Origin of the sequence: Enterococcus sp. AZ196, assembly GCF_050498845.1 — a bacterium.
GTDB classification, from domain to species: domain Bacteria; phylum Bacillota; class Bacilli; order Lactobacillales; family Enterococcaceae; genus Enterococcus_A; species Enterococcus_A murrayae.
Window position 1 is genome coordinate 1 of the sequence record NZ_JBIPAM010000002.1, and the last position, 14,628, is coordinate 14,628.

Here is a 14,628-nt window from a genome sequence, read left to right on the forward strand (position 1 = left end):
TTGAACCAATAATGGAATCGTCACATTGTGCGTACCAGTCAGAACCATGATTGGGAATAGTGCCGCGTTCAAGCCAACCGCTAACCAGCCCCATTGATTCATAATATTTACTAATGCGAAGAAGCCATCCCCTAGTACAGAAGCCGCTGGACCAATGATAATCAGCATAACTGGAGCTACAATCAACAGGGAAATCATCGGACGTAGAAAGACTTTTACAATCGAAGGACTCACCTTGTCCGCGAATTTATCCGTGTATTTCAGTAGCCATACACCGAAGACTGCCGGTAGCGCCTGTGAACTGTAATTGATGATCTTTACACCGATTCCGAACAGTGTCGTGGTGGTTCCCTCATCGCCTAGTGTTAATAAAGTAGGATGCAATAACACCGCGCCAATCACTAAAGCCAATAAAATATCTACGTTCATCTTTTTCGCGGCATTGTAGCTGACGATCACAGGCAAGAAATAAAAGACCGTGTCGCCGATCATATTCAAAAGGATATAGCTGGAAGAATCCAGTGCTAACACTCCTGCAAAGTTCAACAGAACAGCTAAAACTTTGATCATCCCGGAGCCGGCGATCACCGGAATAGCAGGAACAAAGCAGCTGATCAAGGTGTCTAGCCCTTGTTTTCCTAAGTTTATTACTGGATTGCCATCCTTCTTCTCCATCGCCGGAGCCGCATCTTGAATGGAATCCCCAAGTTCCTTTATTACCTCCTTGTAGACCTTATCGACCTCTGGGCCAATAATGATCTGAAATTGCCCTCCTGAAGTTGCCGTTCCGATGATATCGCTCTCATTTTCCAGCTCATTTCGCTTAACCAGCGAATCGTCTTTCAGTACAAAACGCAATCTGGTTACACAATGAGATAAGGATGAAACATTTTCTTTTCCCCCAACACAACGAACAATAATTTCTGCAAGATTTTTGTATTTCATGATAATTGCTCCTTTCAATGATATACCTAATTATCGCTAATACCATTGGCCTTATCTTTCGTATTATTATCTAAAGGAAAAAGAATCCTGTGTCATTTTTAACCTATCGTACGGATCAACCAAAACGGCTTAATATTCACTCATTACTTTTTAACATGAAGAACATTCAATGAACATAAACCAAATGTAAATGCCTAATTTCATTCGGCTTCATCTCGATCTCTATTTCCAAGCAGTGATTATCGGCTGTCAGCTGTTGTCCTCGAATAATCGGCTTTGAAGCTGATAAAAGATAATCCAGCTCGTCTCGTCCAAAAAAAGAAAGATTTTCAAACCCCATCTCATGAAAAACACTTAGGCAGCTCCCTTGTCCCTCACTTATTTCTCGTGATTTTAAAATATATTGACCATTTTTTATCCTGTTGATCGTGACTTTGACCCGCTTAGGATCACTGTCTTCAAAAAGCTCGTCAATTTGGTCGGTCAGCACGCCTTCATCTTCATGAGAATAAAATTTATAGTTTGGCCGTTTGCAATTATGACAGACCATTTGCAGATAATGGTCATCACTGCGAGAAACCAAGATTGTTTCATCCTTATACAAAAAATATCTGTCCAGCTTGTTCAGAAATTTCAAACTATAAAAGGAAGCTTTTTTAACGCCATCTTTGGTAATAAGTCCCGGCATGCCTGTCAGAGGTGCATTTGATGTAACCGGCAGCATCAAATCGAAGGGCTGATCGATGGGTAAGCTTTCAATCCTTCCATAAGCGTCGATCATATTTTTTAATATACTCGCGCCTCTATAGGAGGAATCATTTAAAGTGGAATATTCATTCAGTCCATCTTTCCAGCTTGTAATCATGATGTCCTCGATCCCTTGGGTCCTCCCGATTCTTTTTGCTAACTCGTATTGTTGCAAGATATAGCTTGTGTCTGATTTCCGATTGATATACAGTTTATTCCCATATTTCTCTATTGAATACGGGGCGATAGTCAATGTCAACCGTCTTAATTGTTGATTTTCTTTCAGAAACTGCAGTAAATTTTCGCCCTCATTATCCATCTGTAGTCCTGGTCCAAGCAGATTCCCTGATAATTTGAGCTTATCTAAAATAGCCGCAAGTTTATTGAAAAGAGCAGCGTATTTTTTTGCTTTTTCCCTAGTGAAATAAGTGTTGTACAGCAGTTCGAAGGTCGTATTTCGAATACTCTTGATGCCGTAGCGATTAATAAAGTGTGTTAAAAATTTTTCAAAATATTCGTCAAATCGAGAATTTTCTGCGATGTCGCGATAATCAATCACCAGCATGAGACGAAATTCATGACTAACTAAGAAATCCAACGCTTTTTCTTCAATAAAAAAAGTAGGATTCACTGTTAGCTGATTATCAAGAAAGACTCTGGCAGTTTTGAAGGGCATCTCCTTTTTTAATTCATGTATCTGTTTGTTCAGCCCGTTATCAAAAATCTTTGAAATTGAGCCCAGATTAAGGAGATTGAACCAATACGGTGTCAGTAACTCTCGACCCTGATCCATTACGACAGTTACTTCATGTCTATCGTTGTTCGGTTCTGCAACTTTTCCAGCTAGCAGCTGTTTCACTTCTGAGCTCCGTATACTTTCCAATATGTCCCTTTCTTCAAAGTGTGTTCTGCGATAGTCGGTAGGATTGACTCCGTATACCTCCTTAAAAGCCTTCGAGAAGGAATTTTGATTCGGAAAACCATGATCCAGCGCTATTTTCAACATTGTATCTGTAGTATTGACTACCTCGATCAGCGCCTGCTCCAAGCGAATTTCTGTTAGAAATTTCAAAAAGGTTCTCTGAAATGTTTCCTTAAAATATTTTGAGAAATACTGTGGAGTGACGTTAAACCTTTCGGCGATCATTTGCAGGGAAAGGTCTTCAGCATAATTGGCGTGTATATAGGCAAGAATACTATGTTTTCTCGCTTCTTCTTCGTCTTCAATAAAAAGATTATTCGAAAAATTGGTGATCAAAAATGAAAGGAATTGATACATTTCTTTTTGATAATGAAGATAGTAGTAGTCTTTTTCTAAGCTGACTCTGATTAGTTCATCCAATAACACCCTGAATTTATCAAACAGCCTGCCAGTCTCCTTTTGACTATTGCACATGATCACTACCTTTTTATAGTCAAGCATTCGCAGCAGCTCATTGCTAGAAATACTTATTTGAACATAAACACTGTCTGCACAATCAATCGCAACCTGTTCATTTGGATTCACCACTAGGATGTCTCTAACATTCATCACGGTCGCACCTTGAGACAGAGTCATCGTGATCTGTCCCTTCAAAACATAATAGAGATAAAAATTTTTATCTGGCCGTTTTTCTAGTAGCTGATCATAAATATCTATTTTCACTACCTTATCCATATGATCCCTCTTTTCTATGTACCGTTCTTTTTTACTTACTCTCATGGTAAAGGAAGCAGCGGGGCCAATACTAGCCCTGATTCCAAAATAATCCAACGAAGAAAAAGCATCTTGAGACCCTTTGAATGAACATGGCGCCTCATTCCCCTAGTCTCAAGATGCTTCATTACGTATTTTATCTACTTAATTGTACCTGCATAGGTGTTATTGTGTGAAGTCAGGTAAGCATAGGCAGCCCCATAGATGCCTGCTTTGTTTCCTAGTAACGCTTTTTTGACGGAGAAATGATTTCTTATTTGCGGGAAAACATAGGCATCCATCTTTTCCTTCAATGGATCAAGCAATGCATCGCCTGCCTCTGATAAGCCGCCGCCGATAATCACTTCTTCTACATCGATCGTGTTCATGATCCCAGCTAAAGACTGTCCTAAAATATCCATAAAGTCTTCTAAAACCGCTTGAGCATAGGGATCATTTTTCGCCACTGCTTCAAAAACATCCTTCGAGGTCATTTCATGCCATGGTTCACCAGCTTTTTTCAGCTTTTCCCGCATGGACATAACCAGCCCGTTCGCTGAAGCAAAAGTCTCCAAGCAGTTTCTTCCACCGCAGCCGCACAATCTATTTTCCTCCGAACGGACTGGGATATGTCCGATTTCTCCGCCTGCAGAATGACAACCGTTTAAGACTTCACCCTTTAAAACAATGCCACCGCCGACACCGGTCCCCAAGGTGACGAAGAGCAGATTTGATTTTCCTTGGGCTGCCCCCTGCCACATTTCGCCTAAAGCCGCCGCATTGGCATCGTTCAATAAACAGACGCCAATAGCTAATTCCGCTTCGATTATCTCCTTCAAGGGGACCTGTTCCCAATCTAAATTCACTGCTCGAACGACGGTATTTCCATCTGGGGAGATCGGACCCGGAACGCCGATTCCTATCCCCAACACTTCCGCCAATTCGTTTTGATCGATTGAAGCACGGATCGATGTACAAATATCTTTGGAAATATGCTTGCCTTTTTCCGCAATATCAGTCGGGATCATCCAATCTTTTTCAATCGCTCCTGCTGTATCCATTAGAGCAAATTTGATAAAGGTTCCGCCAACATCGATGCCGATCAATTTATTTTGTCGATTTTCCATAGTCCCACCTGCTAAACAAAATTCCGCAAGTAGTGAGTACTTTGCTTGATTGATCGCTTCACATCGTCATAGTCTGATTCATACGCACGATCTTCCACCTCGATACAGGTGTAGCCGCTGTAGCCAATATCCGTGAGGGCAGAAACATACTTACCCCAATCCACATCGCCTAAGCCGGGCAGCTTCGGTGACATGTATTCTAATGGTGTCGCCATTACGCCGACTTCCTGCAGCTTGTTCCAATACAGCTTGATATCTTTATAATGGATATGAAACAATTTGTCCTTGAATTCATAAAGCGGTGCGATGTAATCCATCTGCTGCCAAACAAAATGCGAAGGATCAAAATTCAAGCCTAAATAATCGCTATCCAAGCTAGCAAATATTTTTCTAAATAATGCTGGTGTGGTCATCAAATTTTGTCCGCCTGGCCATTCATCTTCTGTGAAGAGCATCGGGCAGTTCTCAATCGCGATCTTCACATTTTGCTTTTCAGCATGGGCAAGAATCGGTGTCCAAACCTTTTTCATTTCCTTCAAGTTTTCCGAGATCGTTTTTGACGGCATCCGTCCAATAAAGGTTGTGACCAAATTGATCTCCATAAGTTTTGCCGCATCAATCACAGAATATAAATGATCGATCACCAACTGGCGTTTGTCTAAATCTTCATCCAATGGATTCGGATAATAGGCTAAAGCCGAAAGCGCGACCTGTTTCTCTGCCGCGTAAGCACGGTATTTTCCCGCTTGATCCGCCGTTAAATTTTCTGTATCAATATGAGAAACGCCCGCATAACGGCGCTCAGCTTTCCCTGCTGGCCAACAAGCGACTTCCACACAGTCCAGCCCATTTTCCGCAACGATATCGATCATTTCATAAAAATCACTTTGATCAAAAATCGCTGATACCAATCCTAATTGCATGTTTTCCCCCTCCTTCTATTCAAAATCGACTGAGCGATGTTCCTTCGCGGATAATTTAATCGCATCTAAAAGCTTCATTAAGCGCAGGATTTCTGTCGGTTTGACAACTAATTCTTCTTTTCCTTCGACATATTGATTGTAATGATCAAAGAACATTTGATGATTAACCGTCACATCAGGCAATTCTTCAGTAACTAAGCGACCTTCTGGCGGCGGACCAAAGGAACGGGTCGGTCCAGCAGCAGTCATAGTGATTTTTCCAGGTACATTGGTCAATAGCTCACTGGTGCGGACGATCTTTCCTTGCGGATTGAAGCCGTCAACATAGGCACTGCCTTTGTTTCCGCCAACAAACCAATGGCGTTCAAACCAAGAAGCTTCATCCTTTAAAAAGTAGGTACCTAATTCCACCTGTCCCGTGATACCGCTATCGAAATATAACTGGATATTGAAATAATCATCAACATTTTGGTTAATCACATTCCGTACATCAGCATAAACGGTTTTCAGCTTGCCAGGGATCATCCAAAGCATTTGATCTAATAAATGAACGCCCCAATCATAAAGCATCCCACCGCCAAACTCTGGATAGATGTGCCAATCGTGCATATTTCCGTTAAAGCCATAAAGACTATTTTTGATCGTATAGATATCGCCTAACGTTTGACTCTCAACAACCTCCTTCATCAAGCGATAATCCTTGTCCCAGCGGCGTTGATGATGGATTGTGAAGCGAACACCGGCTGCATCTGTCACAGCCATCATTTCTTGAAACTCGTCGCCGTTCATTGCTGCTGGTTTTTCTAAAATAATGTCTTTTTTCGCCGCAGCCGCTTTTTTGACCATTTCTAAATGGAGATGATTCGGCACCGCAATGATGACCGTACCAACAGCTTCTTCTGCTAATAATTGGTCCGCTTTTAAAAAGGTTTTGACCTCCGTAGGCACGTCTTTCAACTGATCCTTATTGATATCGCAAACCGCTTCAAGCTTCCCATAATCTAAATTTTTGATCATTTCTCCATGGGTTTGCCCCATGAAGCCATAACCGATGATCCCAAAATGCAACATTTTACTCGTCCTTTCTCTAAACCGCCACTGCTCGTTCTTTTACCCCTACCAATGGAACTGGGATATAAGCCGTTCTAGTCGCGACGGTCAATTTGATTTGATGTTCGCCTTTGGCTAAGCCGCCCGCTTGCAATACACGGATATACAACGGTTCGCCGTATTCCCATTTATATGTCGTAACCGTCGCAGCTTCTGCTAAAGTGAACCAATCCTCTTGATCGATCGAAATTTGGATTTTTTCCGCTGGAACCTCTTCACCATCTACCACTACTTTGATGAACTCCACCATAGAAAGCGGCACGCCGCGATAATACGTGATCAGCGTTTGTAATTCGTACCCAATCACTTCACCGTTTTCTTCAATATTTTTACAGCTATCTTTTTTAAATACATTATTATCAAACATTATTCCCGTCCCCCTTGAATTTCTTTCAAGCAAGCCTGCAAGTATTTTTGGTTGGCTGCGACCTGTTCTTTTTCCTGCATTGGTGTGCCAGGAAGGGTGAAGCGGTTGCCTTCATATTCTGTCGCTACATAGCCGTCATAGCCTTTTTTGTCCAAGTATTCTAACAAGCCTTTATAATCCATCGAATATTCTGGACCTTCTGGTGTCATTTCAAACATTTTGATATGGAAATGCTTGATATAAGGCATGAATTCGTCCATCACTTCAAAGGGATAGTTTTCATACCCATCACATAATGGCGCAAACATCTGGTCTTCTTTTGTTTTGATGACCTTTTTGAAGGCTTCAGGGTATTCTCCGTTATTTCCCTTTACTGTGCGATGCAAATCGGTGCCTTGTTCAAACAACGTATCTAAGTAATCAAACATTTCTGGACTAGCGCCGTTGTTGATTTCATAGGCCTTGACCACTCTCGGGAATTTTTGACAGAAGATGCCGGTATCGATCACTAGTCCCACATAAGGGGAGTTCAAACGTTTCATTTCTTCGATAAAATCAAGGGTCTCAGGCTCATCAAAGGCCATTCCTGCATGAACCTCTAACGCGATCGTCACATCATACTCTTCACAATAGGGTAAAAGCGGTTCGCAGACCCAGTAAGGCACCATCGAAACTAAGCGAATCAGCTTGATTCCAAGGCGATTGGCCTGTTTGATCTCTTCAATCAACAACTCAATACATTCCCGTTTTGTCAGGCTGCGGTTCTTGTATAAATTCGTGTTCAAAAAGACATCCGCGATGACAGGTTTGATCCCTGTTTCTGCTAAAAGCTGATGCCATTGTGCCACGTCTGCTTCTGATGGATGCGGCGCGTTTTTGATATTTTGATCCGGTAAAATTTCTACCCCTTCAACGTTGTGTTCCTTTAAGAAGTGCATCATCGCGGTTAAATCCATCCGATGATTCAAATATTCATCCTGTAAACTGTATAAACTAACTGCTGTCTTGATTCGAGACATGTTATTCCCTCCAATAAATAATGATTGGGCGAGCAGATTGCTGCCCCGCTCGCCCTTAATCCTGTTTCTACAGCTCTACGACTTTTCCAGTCTCAGCAGATTTGTAGATGGCTTCTAAAATTTGTGTCACGACAATCGCTTGCTCAGGTTTTACGACTGGTTCGGTATCATTTAAGATCGCTTCGACCCATTGTTTGGCCTCTGCATCTTTTTGTTCCAGGCTCGAGCCTTCAAAGCCGAAGACGCCGCCAGCATCAGAAGGTTCTGTTTGTTCCAATTGATTATGAGCCGCTTTGTTAAAGACCACATAGCCTTGATCCAAGAAGGCTTTTCCGAACATTTCCGCTCCGCCTTCGGTTCCGCAAAGAGTGACTTGTGCTTCTTTCGGGTTGATCATATTTAATGCCCAAGCGGCTTCCAAGAAGATCGTTGCGCCGTTTTCCATCTTGATTAAGCCGAACGCTGAATCTTCTGTTTCAAAGGTTTCTGGATTCCATGGCCCAAACATATTGGCCATTGGATTGTCTTTTAATTTTTGATACGTCGAGCCTAAGACCATTTTTGGTTTGTAGTTGTTCATATACCAAAGGGTCAGGTCTAATGCGTGAGTCCCGATATCAATCAACGGGCCGCCGCCTTGTTTTTCTTTATCCGGGAAGACACCCCAAGTTGGCACGCCTTTGCGACGAACGGCATGGGCTTTCGCAAAATAGATGTCGCCTAATTCCCCTTTGCTGCAGGCATCATAAGTTGCCAATGAATCAGCACGGAAACGGTTTTGGTAGCCAATTGTTAATTTCTTGCCGGTACGTTCTGCGGCATCCAGCATTTTTTTCGCTTCTTCATAGTTGATCGCCATTGGTTTTTCACACATGACATGCTTGCCGGCTTCCAAGGCATCTACGGTAATATACGAATGAGAAATATTCGGTGTCAACACATGGATCACATCGATATTTTCCTGTTTTACTACTTCTTGATAATCCTCAGTCACTAAAGCATCTGAAACGCCGTATTCTGCTGCAGCTGCTTCAGCCCGTTCGATGACTGTGTCGCAAAAAGCGACTAACTCCACTTGATCAGCTAATTTTGCCAAAGCTGGCAGATGTTTTTGATTGGCGATTCCGCCACAGCCGATAATTCCGAATCTTAATTTTTTCACGTTGTTTCCTCCTCATGATGGTAGCCTGTTCTCGGATCTGTTAAGCAGCAGGCTATAATAGATATCGCTTACAATGATTAGTTTACTGAATGAGTGACCCTCTTACTCTTCAAAACCTTCAAGAAAAGATCAACCATTTTTGCGCATCCCGCAATTTCTTTTCGTAAGGAACAAAAATGTATCATACTTATATTACTAATCATTGATGCTTTCACGTTTTAGGTCTAACTGTTCACGAATATCGTCTGTATCTTTGTCGCTTAAATTCCATAATAGGCAAGCGAATGCCGCTAAAAAGAATAAGATCGCTGGGAGCAAATTCACTACTAGATTAATCCCATCCTTCGTTGCCGCGGATTGCTCCATATTGGCTTGATAGCCAAATGAGTGAAGCAGCATGATCCCAATAGAAGCGCCGATAGCGTTTCCAATTTTTGTCGCTAAACCGTAAGTAGCATAAGCAGTCCCATCGGTCCGAACCCCAGATTTCAATTCTTGATAATCCACCGAGTCCGCTACTAAGGAAAGGGAAATCGGGAAGCCCATATTGAATAATCCAAAAATGACATGTCCGGCAATAATCATCGGCAAGTTATCAAAGTCCGCAAAATAAACAACCAGCAGTCCAATTCCTTGAAGAATCAACGAAACCATCAAAACATTCCGTTTCCCAAAACGCTTCACTAATGGAACGATTGCCAGTGAACATAGCGCACCGCCAATTGATGGAATCGTCATTAATAAAGCGATCAAGGTAAAGGCACCTAGACAATAGATGACGTAAAAAGTCGTCACCGCAATTCTTCCCATGAAGGCCGTCATTTGTAAAATCATGATCAGAAAGACGATCATTAAGTATTTGTTGCCAACCACATTTTTGATTGTTGTACGGAACGGCACTTTCTTTTCATTTTTCATTGGCTGAACAACTTCTCTAGAGGTTGCAAATACAGCAAAGAATAATGGAATGGAAATCACTGCGTAAATCAACGCTGTCATAAAATAGCCGCGACCCGTCGCGACCTTCGAGCCATCAGAAAATGCCAGCATGATGAATGATGAAAGTGAGTTGACAATGATCATTCCGACATTCATCCCCACCGAACGCCAAGCATTCAGCTGATTCCGTTCATTGGCATTCTCACTCATGACTGCGGCCAATGCGCCGTAAGGAATATTAACTAAAGTGTAAATCATGCCTGCTACAATATAGATGACTGCGGCCCAAATAATTCCCGCCGTGCCATTACCAAACGGTCCGGTAAATGTCAGAACCGAAAACAGCGCCAAAAACGGTGAGCCGAAAGCAATATATGGACGGAAACGCCCAAGCTTGCTTCGTGTTCTCTCAGCGATCATCCCCATCATCGGATCATTGATCCCATCCCAAAGCCGAGCAATCAGCATAATCATAGAAACGGCCACAGGTGCTAACCCTACAATATCTGTATAAAAAACAGTTAAATAAGTGCCGACGAATGTCCAAACAAACTGACTCGCCAAGTCTCCCAAACCATAAGCAATCATAGAAAATTTCGTTAGTCCCTTTTTCTCCACGTTCATTCCATTATCAAAGACATCTTTTTCCATGTGAACCTCCTGAAATTGATTTAATTTGCAAACGTTTACAATGCTTATTTTAGTCTGTCGCTTGGAAGAATACTCTGCACTTTCCAGCTAATCGGCTGATACTTTCAAAGGATGATTGTTTCTAGCTAGACAAAAAAACAAGATTGTATAACACAATCTTGTTAACGCGAGACTTTTTGAATCTCAATTAATTGAATATCCTGAGGAGAGATCTCCAGATCGATTTTCAATTGATGATTTCTTGAAAGCTCCTCTTTTACCTCTAATTGAGGCTGGCAGCGATGCTTTAGGTAGGTGACTAATTCATCATCTAACCGATCCGAACTAGCCGCTTGATTAATTTCCTCCAAAATATTCCCCGCCTGCTGACCAATGCGATAGGATTTAATCCGATAACGGCTCTCCTCTTCTTTTAAATCCTTCAATAAAATCTGCTTCTTTTGGACACTCGCTGAAGCAAACAGCGCAGCGGCATTTCTTCTCGTAAAGACACTACTGAAATCATAATAATAGGTAGAATTTAAATGGCTATAAGAAAAACAGAGGAGCTGAATTCGATTGGGTTCATCTTTCGTAATCAATAAATCTTCCGATTGATGAACGACTAGATTACTTAATTTACTTAAAAACAGATAAGCGTAATAGCCAATTTTAGGAATACCGCTTTTAGAGATCAGGCCTGATCCGCCAAAAATCTCCTTATTCGCCGTATCAAAGGTGGTGACCGATAAATCTGTTAATTGCCAATAGCCGATGAGATCACAATAGGGAATCACGGCTAGAACATTTTTCAAAATATAGCTGCCCTTAAACGCAGTATCATTGATGATATCCCGATTCAAAATCGTTACATTGAACTCTGAGATATAGGTCTTGCCGTGATAATCAATCTCCGATAAAAGCTTCTTGAACTCCTTCATTCGATGGAGCATGTAATTCGAATCTGGCGATATCGGTTCGTGATGACTTTTTTGCTGGTGCATTTGCTGCTTGACCGCGTCCATTGGATAGATCGATAAGCTGATAAAGTCTGGCGCCCCTTTTCCTTTCGTCCACTGTGAAAGAAAGGCCCCTAAGTCGCGGGTTTCAATATCCAGGCTAAGTCCGCAGCCGCCGATTTGTATCTCAGGTACGATTTGCTGAACAGCCGCTTTGATCATTGAAAAGACTTCTATATAAGTCTTTTCCTTGGCCAGATTCAGCCGCTTCCCGTGATCATCGATCCAAGTTAGCTCCTCACAGCCGATCGTCTTTAAAACCAGCTGATTGGGTTTCCAGAGCTCAATGATCCAAGTCTTGACCTCCTCCAGGCCAAAGACATCTACACAATGATGGAAAAAGGCTTGAAATCTTTGGATCAAATCCGACAGCTCATACGATTTTCGTATAAACAGATGACTTTTGATGATCTGAGTATGGGATTCGTGAATCAATTTTCCCTTGAATCCCAATTCCAAGAAAGGCTTGATGCCTGCTTTGACCATTATTTGCAATATCTCGTCAACGGTTGAAAAATCATAGACCTCTCCCACCTGCTCTAAAATCTCTTCACTTAATAGGCCCCAAATCCGGCCATACATGAACGGATTATTTTGCTGCAAATAGTGAATCTGCTCCGCAAAAGACGCGTGCGTCAGATCCCCTGCATAACCGAGATTGATCATATTCTTTTGAAAATTCTGCGGAGAGGCTTCCTTCATCGATACTTGAATCGTTTCGTCATCGATCTTCGCGTCTTTTTCTTTGAAATACACTTCTAAACTTTTGATGTCCTCTTCTGCCAGACTAGTCGCTTTCGTCACGATCTTTGCTTCCGCTTTGATCTCCTTGCGAAACTCGCTGGGAGTCAAGCCTTGATACTTTTTAAACAGCCGATTAAAGGAATTGATATTGGAGAAGCCGGCGGAAAAAGCAATGTCTGTGATTGATTTTTCCGTTTCCAGCAAATCCTTGCGCACCTTTTCCAGTCGCTTGCGAATCAAGTATTCATTCATCGGCATGCCGATCTCATTGGAAAAGCTGCGTGATAAATACTGATCAGAGACATACAGCTTATTGGCAATATCGACAAGCCGAATATCCTTGTCAAAATTATTATCGATAAAAAATTTCAGCTCGTAGACCTTCTGCTTCATGCTCCGCTCTTCAGCCAAGCCAGCGGTTTTCGTATAGCCTTTTTCCAAGAGCTTAAGGATATGAAAATACTCCTCAAAAACTTCTGAGATCGTGTGCTTCTCCTGTAAAATATACAGTTTTAACAGTCGTTCGATCGATTGGATCAGCTGGTAATCGGAGCTCTTACTGTCTGTTACCGAATTTCCTTCAAAAATCAGGCCTTCCTTCTCTTCAAAATAATAATCCAACACGATTTCAAATGACCGCGTATTCTCGGCATAAACAGTATGTACTAAGGATTTCGTTAAAAGATAAAAATCATTTTTTTGTAAGGAAATCACTGTATCTTCTCTTTCAATCGTTACTTCTCCAGCTAACACGTAGACAAGGTGAATGTTCGTATCAAAATGCTGCATGACCCGATTTTCTGTTAAAACAGTTATTTCTATGTTTTCCCATGGCTCGATTAACCGCATAAATATCACCCTCTTCTCTTTTAGATGACTCGCAACAAAGTCATTCTGTTCTATTTCCCAACGAATTAAAACGTTGTCATTTTAACTCCATAATACACGAAATGAACTTGAAGAATAGAGCTTTTTTTCAGTAGGTCTGTTTTTTCTTCAAAAAAAGCCTTTGTCCTACAAGTCGTAGAACAAAGGCTGTTAACTATTTATTGATCAAAATGGCTACATCAAGCTTTGATACAGCTCAATGATTTCTGAAACACTCGCATCCCGCGGATTTCCTGGTGTACAAACGTCCTTGAAGGCGTCTTCGGCAATTTTGGCAATATCTTCAGACTTAACACCTAATTCAGAAATAGTCGCTGGAATTCCGACATCCTTACTTAGCTGATCGATCGCAGTACAAGCGGCTGTTCTTGCTTCTTCAATACTCATCGTATCGATGCCGTCTATTTGTAATGCTTTCCCAATTTCGCGATATTTTTCTCCTGTAAAATCCTTATTGAACTTCATCACTGTAGGTAACAGCGCGGCACAGGCAACACCGTGGGGAATGTTATACCAAGCACTCAACGGATGCGCCATGCCGTGTACAAGGCCCAAACCGACATTAGAAAAGCCCATTCCTGCAATATATTGGCCCAATGCCATTTCTTCTCGCGCCGCTTGCTGCTCATTCACCGAATCTCTTAATGAGCGGCCAATGATTTCGATGGCTTTAAGATGCAGCATATCAGTCAGTTCCCATGCACCCTTTGTAATAAATCCTTCAATGGCATGCGTCATGGCATCCATCCCTGTGGAAGCGGCTAAAGACTTCGGCATTCCCATCATCATATCGCTGTCGATGAAGGCCACAAGCGGGATATCATTAGGGTCGACACAGACAAACTTGCGATGGCTCTTTTCATCAGTGATAACATAATTGATCGTAACCTCTGCAGCAGTTCCCGAAGTAGTTGGAATTGCTAGGATTGGCAAGGATGGATTTTGAGTTGCCGCAGTCCCTTCCAAGCTCAACACATCTGAAAATTCTGGATTGGTTAAAATGATGCCGATAGCTTTGGCCGTATCAATCGGTGAACCGCCGCCGATGGCAATGATCGCCTCTGCATTTGAGGCCTTCACAAATGCCACCCCATCCTTCACATTTTGCACGGTTGGGTTCGGGACGATTCCATCATAAATCGTATAAGAAATAGTTGCTTCGTCCAATAAGTCTGTGACTTTTGCGGCAACCTTAAAATCAATTAACCCTTTATCAGTAACAACGACCACCTTTTTATAGCGGCGCTTTTTAATTTCCGGAACAATATTTGTAATCGCCCCTTTTCCAAAATACGATGTTTCGTTCAAAATCATTCGATTCACTGTCATTTTT

General features: G+C 41.9%; 11 protein-coding genes. All 11 read right to left on the reverse strand.

Annotated elements, in window-relative coordinates; genetic code table 11:
- Positions 1–945: PTS transporter subunit EIIC (locus IGI67_RS17840; protein ID WP_429958669.1), on the reverse strand; the 945-nt coding region annotated here is incomplete at its 3' end.
- A gap of 166 nt (positions 946–1,111) precedes the next feature.
- Positions 1,112–3,349, reverse strand: a complete 2,238-nt coding sequence (locus tag IGI67_RS17845; RefSeq protein WP_429958670.1) for a helix-turn-helix domain-containing protein — start codon at positions 3,347–3,349, stop codon at positions 1,112–1,114.
- 179 nt (positions 3,350–3,528) lie between these two features.
- The gene (locus IGI67_RS17850; protein ID WP_429958671.1) at positions 3,529–4,494 is read right to left on the reverse strand and encodes an ROK family protein; all 966 of its coding nucleotides are present in this window, start codon (positions 4,492–4,494) and stop codon (positions 3,529–3,531) included.
- Between the two features lie 11 nt (positions 4,495–4,505).
- Complete coding sequence (locus IGI67_RS17855) at positions 4,506–5,417, reverse strand: sugar phosphate isomerase/epimerase family protein (RefSeq protein ID WP_429958672.1); 912 nt, start codon at positions 5,415–5,417, stop codon at positions 4,506–4,508.
- 15 nt (positions 5,418–5,432) lie between these two features.
- The gene (locus tag IGI67_RS17860; RefSeq protein WP_429958673.1) at positions 5,433–6,488 is read right to left on the reverse strand and encodes a Gfo/Idh/MocA family protein; all 1,056 of its coding nucleotides are present in this window, start codon (positions 6,486–6,488) and stop codon (positions 5,433–5,435) included.
- Positions 6,489–6,504: 16 nt separating this feature from the next.
- Entirely contained in the window at positions 6,505–6,894 is a 390-nt protein-coding gene (locus IGI67_RS17865; protein WP_429958674.1) for a C-glycoside deglycosidase beta subunit domain-containing protein, read from the reverse strand.
- On the reverse strand, positions 6,894–7,913 hold the full coding sequence (locus tag IGI67_RS17870) for a sugar phosphate isomerase/epimerase family protein (protein ID WP_429958675.1): 1,020 nt from the start codon (positions 7,911–7,913) through the stop codon (positions 6,894–6,896). The genes IGI67_RS17865 and IGI67_RS17870 overlap by 1 nt, the downstream gene beginning before the upstream one ends.
- A gap of 67 nt (positions 7,914–7,980) precedes the next feature.
- Complete coding sequence (locus tag IGI67_RS17875; protein WP_429958676.1) at positions 7,981–9,075, reverse strand: Gfo/Idh/MocA family protein; 1,095 nt, start codon at positions 9,073–9,075, stop codon at positions 7,981–7,983.
- 195 nt (positions 9,076–9,270) lie between these two features.
- Positions 9,271–10,665, reverse strand: coding sequence for an MFS transporter (locus IGI67_RS17880; protein WP_429958677.1), 1,395 nt, complete (start codon positions 10,663–10,665; stop codon positions 9,271–9,273).
- A 161-nt stretch (positions 10,666–10,826) separates the two neighbouring features.
- Positions 10,827–13,256: a GH39 family glycosyl hydrolase gene (locus IGI67_RS17885; protein WP_429958678.1), complete on the reverse strand. Its 2,430-nt coding sequence runs from the start codon at positions 13,254–13,256 to the stop codon at positions 10,827–10,829.
- A 213-nt stretch (positions 13,257–13,469) separates the two neighbouring features.
- Complete coding sequence (fucO, locus tag IGI67_RS17890; RefSeq protein ID WP_429958679.1) at positions 13,470–14,624, reverse strand: lactaldehyde reductase; 1,155 nt, start codon at positions 14,622–14,624, stop codon at positions 13,470–13,472.
- Positions 14,625–14,628 lie beyond the last annotated feature (4 nt).

Coding starts and splice junctions, on each gene's coding strand:
- IGI67_RS17845 (WP_429958670.1), bottom strand. CDS start 3,349: ATGGATAAGGTAGTGAAAATAGATATTTATGATCAGCTACTAGAAAAA.
- IGI67_RS17850 (WP_429958671.1), bottom strand. CDS start 4,494: ATGGAAAATCGACAAAATAAATTGATCGGCATCGATGTTGGCGGAACC.
- IGI67_RS17855 (WP_429958672.1), bottom strand. CDS start 5,417: ATGCAATTAGGATTGGTATCAGCGATTTTTGATCAAAGTGATTTTTAT.
- IGI67_RS17860 (WP_429958673.1), bottom strand. CDS start 6,488: ATGTTGCATTTTGGGATCATCGGTTATGGCTTCATGGGGCAAACCCAT.
- IGI67_RS17865 (WP_429958674.1), bottom strand. CDS start 6,894: ATGTTTGATAATAATGTATTTAAAAAAGATAGCTGTAAAAATATTGAA.
- IGI67_RS17870 (WP_429958675.1), bottom strand. CDS start 7,913: ATGTCTCGAATCAAGACAGCAGTTAGTTTATACAGTTTACAGGATGAA.
- IGI67_RS17880 (WP_429958677.1), bottom strand. CDS start 10,665: ATGGAAAAAGATGTCTTTGATAATGGAATGAACGTGGAGAAAAAGGGA.
- IGI67_RS17885 (WP_429958678.1), bottom strand. CDS start 13,256: ATGCGGTTAATCGAGCCATGGGAAAACATAGAAATAACTGTTTTAACA.
- fucO (WP_429958679.1), bottom strand. CDS start 14,624: ATGACAGTGAATCGAATGATTTTGAACGAAACATCGTATTTTGGAAAA.